The 14512-nt window shown below is 73.8% G+C and carries 15 protein-coding genes; 4 read left to right on the forward strand and 11 right to left on the reverse strand.

Annotated features, from left to right (window positions below):
* Positions 1–10: 10 nt before the first annotated feature.
* The 3 genes from ACIBBF_RS09700 to ACIBBF_RS09710 all read left to right on the forward strand — a co-directional run bounded on the left by ACIBBF_RS09700 (position 11) and on the right by ACIBBF_RS09710 (position 2630).
* Complete coding sequence (locus ACIBBF_RS09700) at positions 11–352, forward strand: hypothetical protein (RefSeq protein WP_397412868.1); 342 nt, start codon at positions 11–13, stop codon at positions 350–352.
* A gap of 77 nt (positions 353–429) precedes the next feature.
* Positions 430–915 (forward strand): ArsR/SmtB family transcription factor, encoded by a 486-nt coding sequence (locus tag ACIBBF_RS09705; RefSeq protein ID WP_397412869.1) that lies wholly within the window; start codon positions 430–432, stop codon positions 913–915.
* Positions 912–2630, forward strand: a complete 1719-nt coding sequence (locus ACIBBF_RS09710) for a SulP family inorganic anion transporter (RefSeq protein WP_397412870.1) — start codon at positions 912–914, stop codon at positions 2628–2630. The genes ACIBBF_RS09705 and ACIBBF_RS09710 overlap by 4 nt, the downstream gene beginning before the upstream one ends.
* 25 nt (positions 2631–2655) lie before the next feature.
* Here ACIBBF_RS09710 and ACIBBF_RS09715 read toward each other — a convergent pair whose 3' ends face one another.
* The 7 genes from ACIBBF_RS09715 to ACIBBF_RS09745 all read right to left on the reverse strand — a co-directional run bounded on the left by ACIBBF_RS09715 (position 2656) and on the right by ACIBBF_RS09745 (position 10044).
* Positions 2656–3720 (reverse strand): LacI family DNA-binding transcriptional regulator, encoded by a 1065-nt coding sequence (locus ACIBBF_RS09715; RefSeq protein WP_397412871.1) that lies wholly within the window; start codon positions 3718–3720, stop codon positions 2656–2658.
* A 69-nt stretch (positions 3721–3789) separates the two neighbouring features.
* Positions 3790–5091, reverse strand: a complete 1302-nt coding sequence (locus ACIBBF_RS09720) for an MFS transporter (protein WP_397412872.1) — start codon at positions 5089–5091, stop codon at positions 3790–3792.
* A gap of 10 nt (positions 5092–5101) precedes the next feature.
* Positions 5102–5434 carry a hypothetical protein gene (locus tag ACIBBF_RS09725; protein WP_397412873.1) on the reverse strand — a complete coding sequence of 111 codons (333 nt, stop codon included), beginning with the start codon at positions 5432–5434 and terminating at the stop codon, positions 5102–5104.
* Positions 5431–6357: a DUF6772 family protein gene (locus tag ACIBBF_RS09730; RefSeq protein WP_397412874.1), complete on the reverse strand. Its 927-nt coding sequence runs from the start codon at positions 6355–6357 to the stop codon at positions 5431–5433. The genes ACIBBF_RS09725 and ACIBBF_RS09730 overlap by 4 nt, the downstream gene beginning before the upstream one ends.
* A 154-nt stretch (positions 6358–6511) precedes the next feature.
* A complete protein-coding gene (locus ACIBBF_RS09735) occupies positions 6512–6904 on the reverse strand; it encodes a hypothetical protein (RefSeq protein WP_397412875.1) in 393 nt (130 codons plus the stop codon).
* Between the two features lie 102 nt (positions 6905–7006).
* The gene (locus ACIBBF_RS09740; protein ID WP_397412876.1) at positions 7007–8875 is read right to left on the reverse strand and encodes a carboxylesterase/lipase family protein; all 1869 of its coding nucleotides are present in this window, start codon (positions 8873–8875) and stop codon (positions 7007–7009) included.
* Between the two features lie 224 nt (positions 8876–9099).
* Complete coding sequence (locus tag ACIBBF_RS09745; protein ID WP_397412877.1) at positions 9100–10044, reverse strand: NmrA family NAD(P)-binding protein; 945 nt, start codon at positions 10042–10044, stop codon at positions 9100–9102.
* A 98-nt stretch (positions 10045–10142) separates the two neighbouring features.
* On the opposite strand from ACIBBF_RS09745, the gene ACIBBF_RS09750 reads away from it, so the two are divergent.
* Positions 10143–10709: a TetR/AcrR family transcriptional regulator gene (locus ACIBBF_RS09750; RefSeq protein WP_397412878.1), complete on the forward strand. Its 567-nt coding sequence runs from the start codon at positions 10143–10145 to the stop codon at positions 10707–10709.
* 81 nt (positions 10710–10790) lie between these two features.
* Here ACIBBF_RS09750 and ACIBBF_RS09755 read toward each other — a convergent pair whose 3' ends face one another.
* From ACIBBF_RS09755 to ACIBBF_RS09770, 4 genes are all read right to left on the reverse strand, one after another.
* Entirely contained in the window at positions 10791–11360 is a 570-nt protein-coding gene (locus tag ACIBBF_RS09755) for a hypothetical protein (RefSeq protein ID WP_397412879.1), read from the reverse strand.
* Entirely contained in the window at positions 11353–12498 is a 1146-nt protein-coding gene (locus tag ACIBBF_RS09760) for a hypothetical protein (protein WP_397412880.1), read from the reverse strand. Before ACIBBF_RS09760 ends, ACIBBF_RS09755 begins: the two co-directional genes overlap by 8 nt.
* Positions 12499–12601: 103 nt before the next feature.
* The gene (locus tag ACIBBF_RS09765; protein WP_397412881.1) at positions 12602–12991 is read right to left on the reverse strand and encodes a FixH family protein; all 390 of its coding nucleotides are present in this window, start codon (positions 12989–12991) and stop codon (positions 12602–12604) included.
* Positions 12988–14430 (reverse strand): hypothetical protein, encoded by a 1443-nt coding sequence (locus tag ACIBBF_RS09770; RefSeq protein WP_397412882.1) that lies wholly within the window; start codon positions 14428–14430, stop codon positions 12988–12990. The genes ACIBBF_RS09765 and ACIBBF_RS09770 overlap by 4 nt, the downstream gene beginning before the upstream one ends.
* Positions 14431–14512 lie beyond the last annotated feature (82 nt).

Consider the following 14512-nt stretch of genomic DNA (forward strand, 5'->3'; position numbering starts at 1 on the left):
AGGAGTGCCCATGCCATCCGCCAAGGAGATCCTGCGCACCGCCGCGGCTGAGCAGATCGACTCCGGCCTGGTCGACCTGGTCACGGTCGACAACTTCGACCGGTTCGTCGGCGCCATGCTCGTCGCCGACGACAGCCACCGCCTCATGATGGAGGACCTCGGTGACGACCTGGTCCAGCTCTGGTCCTGGACGCCCTGGGTCGACGGCCACTTCGGCGAGACGGGCATCACGACCGACGAGACGATCGCCCAGGCGGCGGTCCGGCGCTGGCTCGACGGCGCGCCGCCCATCCGGCGCGAGCCGAGCCGCGACATCTTCAGCGTCCTGTCGATCGACGAGGACTGGCGCTGACCGCAGGGCGGTCGCGAGCCGGGTGACCGGTCCCCTCCGCGCAGCCGCGCGGATTCAGCAACTGCTAAATTCATGGCGTGGACACCCAGCCCCTCTACGCGATCAAGGCGGAGCTCTTCAAGAGCCTGGCCCACCCGGCACGCATCCAGGTGCTCGAGGTGCTCGCGGCCGACCCGGACCTGACCGCACCGGTCTCCCGCCTCCAGGCCGTCACCGGCTCCGAGCCGTCCGCGCTCTCCCAGCACCTGGCGGTCCTCAAGCGCGCAGGCGTCGTCGAGTCGAGCCGCTCGGGCAACGCCGTGCACTACCGGCTCGCCGAACCCCTCGTCGCCGAGCTGCTCGTGGTCGCCCGCGCCTTCCTGCTGCACCGCCTCGCCGGGCGGGACGCCGACGCCGACCGGCTGGCCGGTGCCCGCCGCCTGCCCGCGCTGCCCGGGGCGAGTGCCCGCGCGGTGCTGGAGGCGGCCCTGACCGCCACCGCCCTGACTGCCACCGCGCGGACGGCACCCGCCGGCGAGACCGCCCGGCACGAGGACGCCGCCGAGGGGACGCAGGAACCGTGACGGTCCGCGCCGTGCTCGCCCGGCTGGACCTGCGCGACCTGCTCCCCCGCCGTGACGACTACGACCTGCGCCCCCGGTCCCTCGGGGCGGACCTCCTGGCGGGCCTCACCGTCGGCGTCGTCGCGCTGCCGCTCGCGCTGGCGTTCGGCGTGAGCTCCGGCACCGGTCCCGCGGCGGGCCTGGTCACCGCCGTCGTCGCGGGCGTGGTCGCCGCGGTGTTCGGCGGGTCGCGGTTCCAGGTGTCGGGCCCGACCGGCGCGATGGCCGTCGTCCTCGCACCGATCGTCGCGCAGCACGGGCTCGTCTCCGTCGCCCTGGTCACGGTGCTCGGCGGTGCCGTCGTCCTGCTGGCCGGGGTGCTGCGGCTGGGTCGGGTGGTCACCTACATCCCGTGGCCGGTGGTCGAGGGGTTCACGCTCGGCATCGCGGCGATCATCTTCCTGCAGCAGGTGCCCGCGGCCGTCGGGCAGACCCCGGCCGCGGGCCAGGACACCCTGGTCGCCGCCGCCCGGTCGGTCGCCGCGGCGGCAACCTCCTTCGACGTGCTGAACCCCGATCCGACCACGCTCTGGGCCCTCGGGACGGTGGGCCTGGTCGCGGTCGTCATGCTCGTGCTGCCGCGCCTGCACCCCGCCGTGCCCGCGTCGCTGGTCGCGGTGGTCGCGGCCACCGTGCTCGCCACGGCCACCGGGGCGCCGGTCGACCGCATCGGGGCACTGCCCGCGACGCTGCCGGTGCCCGTGCTGCCCGACCTCGACCTGGCGGTGGCGGCGGACCTGGTGGGCGCGGCGGTGGCGGTCGCGGCCCTGGCCGCGATCGAGTCCCTCCTGTCCGCACGTGTCGCGGCCTCCATGGCGCCCGGCGGCTCCGTCTACGCACCGGACCGGGAGCTCGTCGGCCAGGGCCTGGCGTCGCTCGCGTCGGGTCTGTTCGGCGGCATGCCCGCGACGGGCGCGATCGCCCGGACCGCGGTCAACGTGCGTTCCGGGGCCCGCACCCGGCTCGCAGCCGTCGTGCACGCCCTGGTGATCCTCGCGGTGATCTACCTGGCCACAGGACCCGTGGGCCGCATCCCGCTGGCCGCCCTGTCCGGTGTGCTCATGGTGACCGCCTTCCGGATGATCGGCGCCGGCACCGTGCGCGCGGTGCTGGGCTCCACGCGGTCCGACGCCGTCACCTTCGTGGTCACCGCGGTCATCACCGTGGCGTTCGACCTCATCGAGGCGGTCCAGATCGGGCTGGTCGTCGCGGCCTTCTTCGCGCTGCGCCGCGTGGCGGGCGCCTCCTCCGTGCACCGCGAGCCGTTGCCCGGCGCCGCGCACGAGGGCGACGAGCGCATCGCCCTGTTCCGGCTCGACGGCGCGATGTTCTTCGGCGCGTCCGACCGCATCCTCGGCGAGGTCACCGACGCCTCGGTGCGCGACGACGTGCTCGTCGTCGTCCTGCGCCTGTCGCAGCTGCGCATGGTCGACGCGACCGGCGCCCGGGCCCTCGCCGAGCTGGTCGGGGCGCTGGAGCAGCGGGGCGTCACCGTGCTGGTCAAGGGCGTGCAGGACCGGCACCGCCGGCTCATGGCGAGCGTCGGCGTGCTGGACCGGCTCCGGCACGAGAGCCACGCGTTCGCCACCCTCGAGGCGGCCGTCACGCACGCGCGGTCGCACGTGGCCCGCGCGGCACGTGGCGTCGACGTGCCGCAGCTCGACGGCCGGCGCTGACGACCGGGACGGCGCCCGGCCGGCGTCACCCCGGCGGCCCCGTCGACGCACGCGTGTGCAGCACGGGCGGCGGGTCCGACAGGACGTGCCGGCCGCCGTGCGACCCGGCGAGCAGGGTCCGCACCGCGACGGTACCCACCTCGTGCAGGGGCAGGCTGACGGCGGTGAGCGACGGGGCGAGGTGCTCGTTGATCCACGTGTCGTGCACGGCCGCGACCGACAGGTCGCGGGGCACCACCAGGCCGTGCCCGGCGAGCGCGCCGAGCATGCCGATACCCACCAGCGAGTTCCCGGCGATCAGGGCCGACGGCCGGTCGGCCGCCGTGCCCCAGCGAGCCACGAGCTCGTCGACGCCGGCGCGGCCGCCGTCGGCCGACCACTCGCCGTGGGCCCGGTCCTCCTCGCGGAGCTCCAGACCCGCCGCGGCCAGCGCCGTGACGATGCCCTCCTCGCGCAGCCGGTTGGTCATCGACTGCCGGGGGCCCGAGACCAGGCCGATGCGCCGGTGGCCCAGCCCGACGAGGTGCTCGGTGAGCAGGCGGGTGGCGGCCATCTCGTCGGGGTAGACCTGCGTCGCGCCCTCGTGCTCGACGTCCGTCGGGGCGTTGACGACGACGGTGGGCAGCGCCCGCGCGATGTCGCCGACCCGCCGGTCGAGCTCGCCGTGGCCGCCCTGCATGACGATGCCGTCGACGCGGCGTCCGCTGATGAGGATGCGGTAGGCGTCGTCGTCCGCGAGGAGCTCGTCGACGTCGCCCAGCACCAGGAAGTAGCTGTGGCGGGCGGCCTCCTCGCGTGCCCCGCGCATCAGCTCCAGGTAGATGGGGCTGGACAGGTCGTGGACCACCAGGCCGAGGAGCCCGGTGCGGTTGCCGCGCAGGCTCCTCGCCGCCACGTTGGGGACGTAGCCCAGGCGGGCCGCCGTCTCGACGATGCGGGCCTTGGTCTCGGGGGCGGCCCGCGCCGCGGGGTCGCCGTTGAGCACGCGCGACGCCAGCGCGCGGGACACCCGCGCGGCCTCGGCGACGTCGGCCAGCCGGACGGGGCCGCTGCGTGGTCCTGCCGTCGTCCGCTGCGCCGGGGTGTCCATGTGCCCAGTGTGCCGGGCGGGACGGAGCGGCGGCCAACCGGCCGCCGCTCCCCCGCCGGTCCGGTGTGATCAGGCGCGCACGGACCGCACGCCGTCACCCCGGCCCGCGGCGACGCGCGTCTCGGGCAGCAGGAACATCCCGAGCGCCGCGAGCGCGCACAGCACGGCGCAGTACAGCGCCACCAGCCACGAGCCGCCCCCGGCCGCCACCGTGAGCCACGCGGCGACGAACGGCAGGGTGCCGCCCACGAGGGCCCCGGTGATCTCGCGGCTGAACGTGACGCCGGTGTAGCGGTGCCGCACGTCGAACAGCTCCGACATGAATCCGGACTGAGCCGCGAGCATCGCGTCGTTGCAGAACGTGAAGAGCAGCACCAGGGCGATCCAGACGAGCACCGGGGTGCCCGTGTCGAGCAGGAAGAAGAACGGGTAGATGAGCACCACCGCACCGAGCGCGCCGGCGAGGAACACGGGTCGCCGTCCGACCCGGTCGGAGATCCACCCGGCGAGCGGGATGGTCACGAGCTTGAGCAGGTTGCCGATCAGGATGCCGGTCAGGCCGATCCACGCGGGCGCGCCCACCGTGCCGGTCAGGTAGGTCAGCGCGTACACCGAGGGCAGGTAGCTGGCGACGTTGGGGCCGATGCTCGCGAGCATCGCGAACGGGATCTTGCGCCCGGCCGTGCGGAACAGCTCACCGAGGGCCACCCGGGGCACGTGGCCCTGCTCCTTGGTGCGCACGTACTCCGGGCTCTCGGCGACCCGCAGCCGGATGACGACGCCGGTGACGCTCACGGCGATGCTGAGCAGGAACGCGACCCGCCACCCCCAGGACAGGAAGGCGGCCTCGGAGAGCGTGGTGCTCAGCAGCGTCAGCACACCGGTCGCCAGCAGCGCGCCGACGGCGTTGCCCGCGCCGGGGATCGCGGCGTTGAGCCCGCGGGCGCCGTCGTGGGAGTGCTCGGCCGCCAGGAGGGTCGCGCCGGCGTACTCGCCGCCCGCGCCGAAGCCCTGCACCACCCGGAGCACGACGAGCAGCACGGGCGCGGCCACGCCGATGCTCGCGTGGCTGGGGACCAGGCCGATCAGGGTCGAGGAGACGCCCATGAGCACGAGGGTGAGGAAGAGCATCTGGCGGCGGCCGTACCGGTCGCCGAGGTGGCCGATGATGAGCCCACCGACGGGCCGGGCGAAGAACCCGACCGCGAACGTGGCGAACGACGCGAGGGTCGCGAGCACCGGGTCCTGGGACGGGAAGAACACGGCGGGGAACACCAGCGCGCTGGCGGTGCCGTAGAGGGAGAAGTCGTACCACTCCAGTGCGGTGCCCACGGTGGCACCGACGGTGGCCTTGTTGATCCGGAACGTCATCGTTTCCTTTCTAACCTTTCAGGGCGAGGCGCACCGACACGGTGGCGGACGCCGCCCCGCCGTCGGCCTGCCGCGCGGTCCCGGCCAGGCGGAGGAACCCTCCGAAGTGGCTGACGCGGGCGAACGTGGTGCTGGTGGTCGCGAGGACGGTGCCCTCGTCGACCCAGCGGATGCCGTCGGGGCTGATCTGCACGCGCAGCTCGACGGAGGTTCCCGGCTCGGGGTCGTGCAGCTCGACGAAGAAGACGGCCTCGTCGGCCCAGCCGCACTCGTACGGGTGGGTCTCGATCAGGTGGTCGAAGGGCTGCCGCAGCTCGACCACGGAGGTGTAGAAGGTCTTCACGCCGACTCCCCCCGCTCGACCGAGACGAGCACGGAGTCGAGGAACAGCGAGACGCGCCGGTCGGTGTCGGCCTCGACGAAGAACACCGGGTTGAGCAGGCCCTCGATGTCGTTGTACGCCGGCGCCAGGGTGGGGTGGGCGCCGTCCGGGAAGCGGAAGCTCCGCCCGCCCACCCGGAACTCCTCGTAGGAGCGGTTCACGAGGTCGACGGTCAGCGAGAACGGGGTCCAGTTCAGCTTGTCGTCCGACTCGTTGTAGATGAGGTGCTGCTCGCCGTCCTCGAACCAGGTCGTGGCGACCGTGGACCCGTCGGGACCGCGCTCCCCGAACCACTGCGGGTCGACGCCCGCCTTGTGCCAGCCGTCGGCGCCGTAGCTCCACTCCTCGTCGGTGACGTCGGTGGGGCTGTAGAACTGCCAGCGGCGCACCGGCTCGCCCCCGACGGCGTTCACGTAGCGGACGCCGGGCATGTAGCGGTGCTCGTCGTCCTGCAGGTCCACGAACATGCCGAACGCGCGCAGGTCGTTCACGCCCAGGCCGGGACGGTCCTGCTCCACCTTGTACGCGAGCAGGGCCTCGATCCGGACCCTGCGGGCGTCACCGGGGACGGCGAGGCGCTTGATCGCCAGGCCCATCGACCCGGCGGCCGGGGGCCGGCCGGCCGGGGCCGCGGCGGCGCGGCTGGAGATCTTCAGGGAGTAGGTGCCGCTCGCGGAGCCGTGCGTGCCGCCGAAGGCGAAGGTGGCGGAGCTGAGCATCGTCGGGCCCCAGTGGATCAGGTCGATGTCGGAGGAGTGCTCGCGGAACCCGGGGGCCACGAAGTTCGGGCGCAGGTCGAGCCACCCGCTCATGCCGTGGTCGAAGTCGTCGGCCACGAGGACTCGCGGGAGCGGGTCGAAGAACCCGGAGGGAAAGGAGGTCATGGGCCAGCCGTTCTGGTCGCCTCGAGGCGACATTGCCAGTGAACAATCGATTTATCAGTTGTACGCGGGTGCGTCGTCGTCTGTCAACAGGCATGCGTCGGCTCCGGACCGCCGGGGCGGGCCGGAGCCGGGTTCGAGGGGGCTCAGGGGCCGGTCAGCCGTGCGTGGTCTCCCAGGCAGCCACCTCCGACCCCTTGGCACCGCCGCTCATGTCGATGACCGTGCCGTCGGGGCCGTAGGTGACCGCGACGTCGTCGTACGGGCCGTCCGCCCAGAGCTGGATCTCGTAGGACCGGTTGCCCGTGGAGGCCACGACCCGGACGGACGGGTCACCGTCCGGCTCGAAGCCCGCCTGCTCGGGCAGCCGGTCGGCCAGCGCCCTGAGGCCACCCCAGTCCACGTCCGTGGCGTCGAAGGTCGGCAGGGGCAGCTCGTCGTCGCCCGGCTGGATCGACGACGGCTCGTGCCGCCAGACGTCGCCGTCGCCGTCGAGCCAGATGTCGTCGGTGGTGTCGGCGCCGGGCGCGGTCGGCACCGTGGCGTGCACGGCGGTCCCGCCCAGGCCGACCTCCGCAGGCGGCGAAGATCGAGTGGACCGCCACCCGCTCGAAGACGGCCGGCTTCAGGGCGGGAGGCACGTGCGTGCTGGTCATGCGATCGGCCCTTCGTAGCGCATCCAGTAGTCGACCGCCTCGGGCCGTGGGCGAGCGGTCATACCGGTGGGCACGCCGATCTCCATGACCTGTTCCGGCCGCTGGCCGACCGTGGACCACGCGGGCAGGCCCGGCCCGTTGGGATCCCCGGTCCGGACGAAGTTGAGCCAGTAGCCGCTGAGCTGGTCGCGCAGCACGCGGTCGGCCGTGCCGTAGTCGGCGTCGCCGTCCGCACCCAGGTTGTCGAAGGCGTACATCACCTCCGCGCCGTGGTAGGCCCCGTACTCCTGGAGGCCCTCGTCCGGCGGGGTGTGCGTGAAGAAGTACAGGTAGGCGGGCGCCCGACCCGTCAGGGTCTGCAGCCGCGCCCAGCGGTACATCGCGCGGGTGAAGACCCGGTCGGCCTGAGCCTGCAGCAGCGAGTCGAGCACCTGCTCCTCGGTCTGCCCGGGATACAGGCCCAGGAAGACCTCCGCCTCCTCGCCGTGGTCCTCCTGTGCCGACGCCCGGTACTCCCCGGGAGTCATGGGCTCCGGAGGGAAGGCCCCGATCAACGAGTCCTCGTCGGCGTTGCTGCCCACCATGGTCGGCACGTCGAGCTGGTCCCCTGCCGCATAGATCTCCGCGGGGCTGCGGTCGAGCACGTGCCCGTCGACCGACGGCCGCCAGTGCGGGCCCACGGCCGCGGCGGCCTCGACGACCCGGTCCACGGGCAGGTCGCGCAGCTCACCGACCGTCTCCACGCCGAGCTCCTGGAGCAGCTGCCCACCGGCGTCCTCCGCGACCGCCCGGGAGTCGCTCTGGTCGCCGTCCTCGGTGTCGCCCTCGGTGCCCATGCACGCACCGCTGCTGCCGATGATGCCGTCGACGAGGCCCTCGGCCAGGGGTGTGGCCCCGAGGATGCACACGCTCTCCCCGCCCGCCGACTCCCCGGCGACCGTGACCCGGTCCGGGTCACCACCGAAGGCCGCGATGTTCTGCCGCACCCAGTCCAGGGCGGCGATCTGGTCCAGGATGCCGTAGTTGCCCGACGCCCCGTAGCCCGACTCGGCGGCCAGGTCCGGGTGCGAGAGGAAGCCGAGGACGCCCAGGCGGTAGTTGATCGTGATCACGATCGCCTCACCGCTGGAGGCCAGCGCCTCGCCGTCGTACAGGGGCAGGGCGCCCGACCCGGTGGCGAAGCCTCCGCCCGGAATGTAGACGAGCACGGGCAGCTCGTCCGAGGCCGGCCGCGTGGGGCGCCAGACGTTCAGGTAGAGACTGTCCTCGCTGACCGGGAACGGGTTGAGGAACGTGTCCTCCAGGGGGATGTCGAGGACCTGGGCCAGCGCCCTGGTGGCGAACGTCGTGGTGGCCTGGACCGGCGCCGCCGGGAACCGGTCGGCGACCAGCACGCCCGTCCGCGGCTCGGCCGGCTGCGGCGCCCGCCACCGCAGCTCCCCGACCGGAGGTCGCGCGTACGGCACGCCCGCGAAGATCTCGACCGAGCCGGCGTCGTTGCGCACACCCGTCACCGGACCCTCACGCGTCGCGACAGGCCCCGTCGCCTCGCGCTCGGCGCCACCAGCGGCCCGGTACTGCGGCCCGGGGTGCGCGAGCACGGCCGTGCCGCACACGAGAGCGGCCGCCACCAACCAGGCCCCTATTCGCAGCAGAGCGCCACGCCGCAACCACCAGGCGGCGGTCAGCACCAGGGCGGTCAGAAGCATCGCGACCAGACCCCAGCCCCACCACGGCGTCTTGTTCAACCAGCCGAGCACCACCGCCGCCGCGACCAGGAGCGCGAGGGGAACCCAGAACCAGGGGGAACGCCGCGAGGCTCCCGCCAGAGGTCCGCCGCCGTCGGCCCGTTCGGTACTCGTCACCATGCACTCCTTGTCACCCTCAGGGTGACCGCGGGTGAGCACGGGTGAGCGCGGTCATGACAGTTGGCTCCGGGGATCACGGAGATGCTCAGCGAGGCCGGCAGGAAGGCCGGCCAGTCGATCATCATGGCGGCAGTACAGACCATGTGCCAGGGACACGGTCAAGGGCCTCGAGCGTGCCGGCCGTCGCGGACGCCTGGCCGCACGCCCGAGCGACGGCCGGGTCAGCCACGCAGGTGCTCGTGCGCCCACTGCTCGAAGCTGGTGAGCGGGATGCCGAGGTCGCGCGCGTACTCGGGGCGGCCCGGCTGCCCGGCCACGTTCAGCCACTCCAGCGACGCACCCATGGCGGGCATGCCCGCCGCGAGAGCCTCCTCCTCCGTCATGTCCGGGGCGGACAGCGGTGTGCCCAGCACGCGCGAGAGCGTCTCGGCGATCTGCGTCATGGACAGGTAGTCGCTGGCCAGCTCCAGCTCCACGCCGTCGAACCGGTCAGGTGCGAGGACGGCGGCCGCTGCGGCCGCTCCGATGTCCTGGACGGCGACCAGGGAGAGCCGGGTGGCCGGCTTCAGGACACCGATCAGACCGCCGTCGATGCCGCGCGGGAACATGTAGGCGGCCGAGGGGCGGAAGTTGTCCATGAAGGTGCCTGGCTTGAGCAGGGTCCAGTGCGCGAAACCGGCCGAGCGCACCCGGTCCTGGACCGCGGTCTTGGCGTTCAGGGAGGGTTCCACCGCCCAGCGACCGGGCGCCCAGCCGGGAACCTGCGTGTGCACGCCCGCGCCGGCGACGGAGGTGTGCACGAACTGCCGCACCCCGGCGGCCAGCGCGCCCTCGACGAGGTGGGTGCCCTGGGCGACCTCAGCGGCGAAGTCGAACCCGTCCGGGGTGGAGGGGGGCATCTGCACGGAGAAGACGGCGCGGGTGCCCGTGGCGGCACGGACCACGGAATCACGGTCGGCCAGGTCGCCGGTGACCAGCTCCGCCCCCAGGGCCTGGATGGCCCTGGCCCGGTCCGTGGTCGCGTCCCGGACCAGGGCACGCACCGGGACCCCGGCGGACAGGAGCGCGCGAGCGGTCGCGCCGCCCTGCTTGCCGGTGGCACCGGTGACCAGGACCGGTGCGGCGTCCTGGGGCGTGGGGACGGTGGGCCGGGGTGTCGTGGGCATGGGTGCTCCTCGTGTGCTCGCTCGTAAGTGGCGGGGCCCGCCACTTATGCGGCGCTACGATATGGCGTCCCCCGCCACTTGAGCAAGGAGATGCCCCGATGCCCGAGCGCCGGCGCGCCGATGCGCGGCGTAACCACGCACGGATCCTGGCCGTGGCCGAGCAGGAGGTCGCGGCCCATGGTGCCGGCGCCTCGCTGGAGCAGATCGCGCGCATCGCAGGCGTGGGCTCGGCCACCGTGCGTCGGCACTTCCCGACCCGCCGGGCACTCGTGGAGGCCGTCTCCCGGGAGCGCGTCGAGGCTCTGGTGGCCCGTGCGCACGACCTCGCCGACCGGGAGGACGGCGGGCAGGCCCTGCTGGACTGGCTGGCCGACGTCGTGGCCTACTGCGTGTCCGCCCGTGGCCTGGCGGCCGCGCTGACCTACGAGGAGGACGAGCCCCGCTCGCTCACCGAGAACAGCTGCGCCGCGGCACTGGAGAGCGCGGGCGGCCCCCTGCTGCAGCGAGCGGTGCGCGACGGCGCGGTCGACGCCGGGGTCGACGTCGCGGACCTGATCTCGTTGGCCGTGGGCGTGGTCCTGGCCACGGAGCACCGCGCCGACCAGGAAGCGGCCGCCGGGCGGTTGTTCACGCTGGCCGTGCGGGGACTCGCTCCGCGGGTCTGAGGTGGTCCGGCCCGCGGCCCTCGTCGACGGACGAGGGCCGGTGGTGCGGCGTCCTGCACCACCGGCCCCGTCGAACCGGTCCTACGGCTGCGCGTCCCTCGCGGGCGCCGCCTCCGTCGCCGGGGTGTCCCCCTGCCGTGCGCCCGGCCGGGTCCGGCGCCAGGCGACCACGACCAGCGCGACGAGCCCGAGCAGCGGGAGCGTGCTGACCGACCAGCTCAGGCCGAGCGGCGGGCCGGGCTGCTCCAGCACCTCCAGGCCGGTGAGCTCGCCGGTGGCCGGCCCCTGCGGGCCGTCCACGGTGAACCGGAAGGTCCAGTCGCCCGGCGCGTTCAGGGACTCGACGTCCAGTCCCCACAGGTCCTGGTCGCGCGGGTGCCGGGCGAGCGGCTCGGTCTCGGCTGCACCGTCCGGGTCGATCACGGTCAGCTCACCGGACATGCCCTGCAGGCCACCGGCGGGCACGAAGGAGAAGTCCAGGGACTGCATGGCACGCAGGGGCCAGGTGCTGAAGCCGACCGTGAGGTCGTACGGTCCGGCCTCCACCTGCTCGGTGTGGACGATGTCGACGGGCGGGTAGGCCGCGGCCGGCACGGCCAGGGCCAGCAGCATCGCGAGCGCGCTCAGCAGTGTCGCGGTGACCTTACGCATGGTTGACCTCCGGGGTGGTGGAGCCGTTCGCCGATCCGCTCACGGGGTGCCCGGCACCGGGTGCCAGGCGCGACAGCATCGTGCCGAACCGAAGGCTCAGAAAGCCGCCGACGGCGCCCGCCGCGGCCGCGGCCGCTGCTGTCGCCGCGACCACGGTGAGACCGGGGAGGGGCTGGTGAGCCAGCCAGGCGCTCTGCGCGGGGGCGCAGGCCCCGATGATCGCCCCGCCCACCAGGCCGGCGAGCCAGGCCGGTGCACGTCCGCGCGCGGCCTCGATGATCGCGCCGACGGCGAGCAGCACGAACGGGATCATCGACGCGTGCAGGGGCGAGGGGTCGAGGTAGTCGCGCATCGGCAGGCCCTCGACCCGGGCGTACCAGACGGTGGCCGACTCGGAGTACGGCCACAGGATCGCCTGGAGGACGGCGACCACCGCCGTGACGGCGAACGCGGCGCCCCGGCGGTCCAGGACGAACGAGCCGGTCATGACGACCACCACGGCCAGGAACGCGGTGACCACGTCGAACGCGTTGACCGCACCGGTCGGCAGCTCCTTGGTGGCGTAGGCGGTGATCATGCTGAACGCGAACAGCGCGCCCGCGGCCAGGATCGTCCCCACCACGCCCCAGGTCTGCCGGCGGGCGGAGGCGAAGATCATCAGCGCCCCGGTGAGGGTCACGCTGATGGACAGCAGGAGGCCGACGTGCGGCGGGGAGCCGATCTCGGCGTCGAACCCGTAGATGCCGTGCCACCACTGGTCCCACAGCCCGTACAGCAGGAACGAGGCCGCGCCGCAGCCGGCGACCAGGTATCCGGCCGGTGCGGAGAACGTCCTGCCGAACACGCCGACCGCGCCACCGCCGACGACCGGGTCGATCGGCAGGCCGGCGCGCTGCCGCGCCGTGGTGCGCAGCACCACGACCAGGCTGCCGAGGCCGGCCACCGCGCTGCCGGCGTACATGAGCAGGTGGGACAGGGTGAAGAAGGTGTCGGGTCCGACGTCGTTGTGCCACTCCAGGTCCCAGCTCGCGCCGAACAGGGAGAGCAGCGTCCCGGTCAGGACGACGCCGGCGGGGGCGAGGCCGCGGGGGACGCTCCCCGCGCGGGGGACCACCGCCGAGGGTGCTGTCAGGTCCATCGTGATCAGCCTTTCCGTTGGTCGTAGGGGTTGGTCGTAGGGGTTGGTCGTAGGGGTTGGTCGAGCGATTTCAGGCCCGCCCGGCGACCCGGGCGGGACGGGTTCAGCGCACGGGGACGGAGAAGACGGCGCTGTCCTGGCCGGGCAGGCGGACCGTGATCTCCCAGCTGCCGCCCATGGAGAAGGTCGCGTCCGACGCGCTGAAGCGGCCGGGTCCGGTGCTGGACGCGGTCACCGGCGGTGCGGCGTGGCCCATGGTGGGCATGACCAGGTCGACCGTGAGGCTGTCGGCGGTGACGGGGCTGCCGTCGCTGCGGGCTGCGGTCAGCTCGAGCGTGTTCGTCCCGGTGCGGGGGTCGTCCACCGTCAGCTCGACGGTGTGCCGGCCGGTGCTCACGGAGTAGGTCTCCACCCGTGGCGCGTGCGGCCACAGCAGCAGCGCGGTTCCTGCCACGACGGCCACCAGCGCGGTCCAGACGGCTGCTCTTCTCATCGCTGCGCTCCGTTCGTTGCCGGCACGTCGACGACCGCCGGGACGGTGAGGACCGAGTAGTCCTGCTCGGCCTGGACCCACACCCGGTAGCGGCCGGGCTGCGGGAAGGTATAGGTGAACCGGACCTCGGGGCCGTAGGCGGCCACGCTCTCGTCCGGCATGACCGGGAACCCGGGCGTGGGCGGGACCATCGCGTGCACGTGCGCCCAGACCGGGGCGGCGACCGCGGGGTTCGTACCGGCGGGTCCGTCGCCGAGCGGGCCCACGACGATCATGTGCCCGACCATCCCCAGCCACGGCTGGAGCGTCGCCGTCCCGAAGTCTGCGGTGAACGTGCTCGGTTCACCGGCCGCCGCGACGTCCTGCGCGAGGCCGGCAGCCGGTCCGGTACGCCCGTCGCCACGGTGCCGGACCGGTGCCTCCGTGTCCGGCCCGTCGCCCTCGACGGTGACTGACCCGCGGGCGAGCTGTACTCCCCCGCCGCGCCGGGCCAGCTCCGCGGCGACCGCGTGCACCCCCGCCTCCGCGTCGTCGTAGCTGACGCGGTACTCCCCGGGTGCGACCCGGACCGGGTGCACGTGCCGCAGGTCGCCCGACGGCGAGACCAGCACGAGGTGGATGAACGCGCTGTCGTGCACCAGCAGGTCGTCCACGGGGCGGCCGGTGGACCCGTCGGTCACGTGGAGCACCAGGTCGTCCCCGTCGATGCCGGGCACCACGTTCACCGGTGGGCGGGAGAAGTCCGTGACACGTACCGGTGCGTACGGGTCGGCGACGTTCTCAGCGGTCGGGTCCAGGTGGGTGCCCACCGCAGGCGGCAGGGGAATCGTCGGCGCGAGCAGCGCGCCGGTGACGCCGACCGCGAGCGCCGCCACCATGCCGCCGGCCGGGACCAGGGCGGCACCGGGGCGGCCGGCCAGCGCCAGCACGAGCGCCGCCAGGAGCAGGGCGCCGGCCGCGATGAAGCCGCCGTAGACGGCGTCCTCCCACGGTGGCGCGACCACCGCCGGGACCACGAACGGGATGGTGGCGACCTGCTCACCGTCGTCGATGCTCAGCTCCCACGGCCCTGCCCGGTCGACGCGCAGCGTCCCGCCGTACACCCCGGGTTCCGGGCCCAGCTCGACCCGTGCCGTGCTCGGGGTCTCGCCCGCGATGGTCACGGCGAGGTCCAGCACGCCCGCGGGCGAACCCGCGTGGGTGACGACGTCGACGCGCAGCGGAGCCGGCGGGGCCGCCGCACGCCGGACGATCACCGTCAGGTCGCGCTCGCCCAGGGACTGGGCGACCTGGAGGTCGGACCCGACGTTCCCGCCGTCCGCCTGTGCCGGGGTGGTACCGGTCCCCGTCACGAGGACGGTCGCGAGCACCGTCACCGGCAGGGCCACCGACAGCATGCTGGCGAGCGTCCGCAGAGCCTTCTTCGCGGTCTTCTTCACGAGGTGGAACCTAGGGATCACCGGGGCGCCCGTTCGTCCCCCCGGCCGGTAGTTCTCGTCCCCCGCAGGAGGGACCCGGGGC

Origin of the sequence: Promicromonospora sp. NPDC050880, assembly GCF_044456525.1 — a bacterium.
Lineage (GTDB): Bacteria > Actinomycetota > Actinomycetes > Actinomycetales > Cellulomonadaceae > Promicromonospora.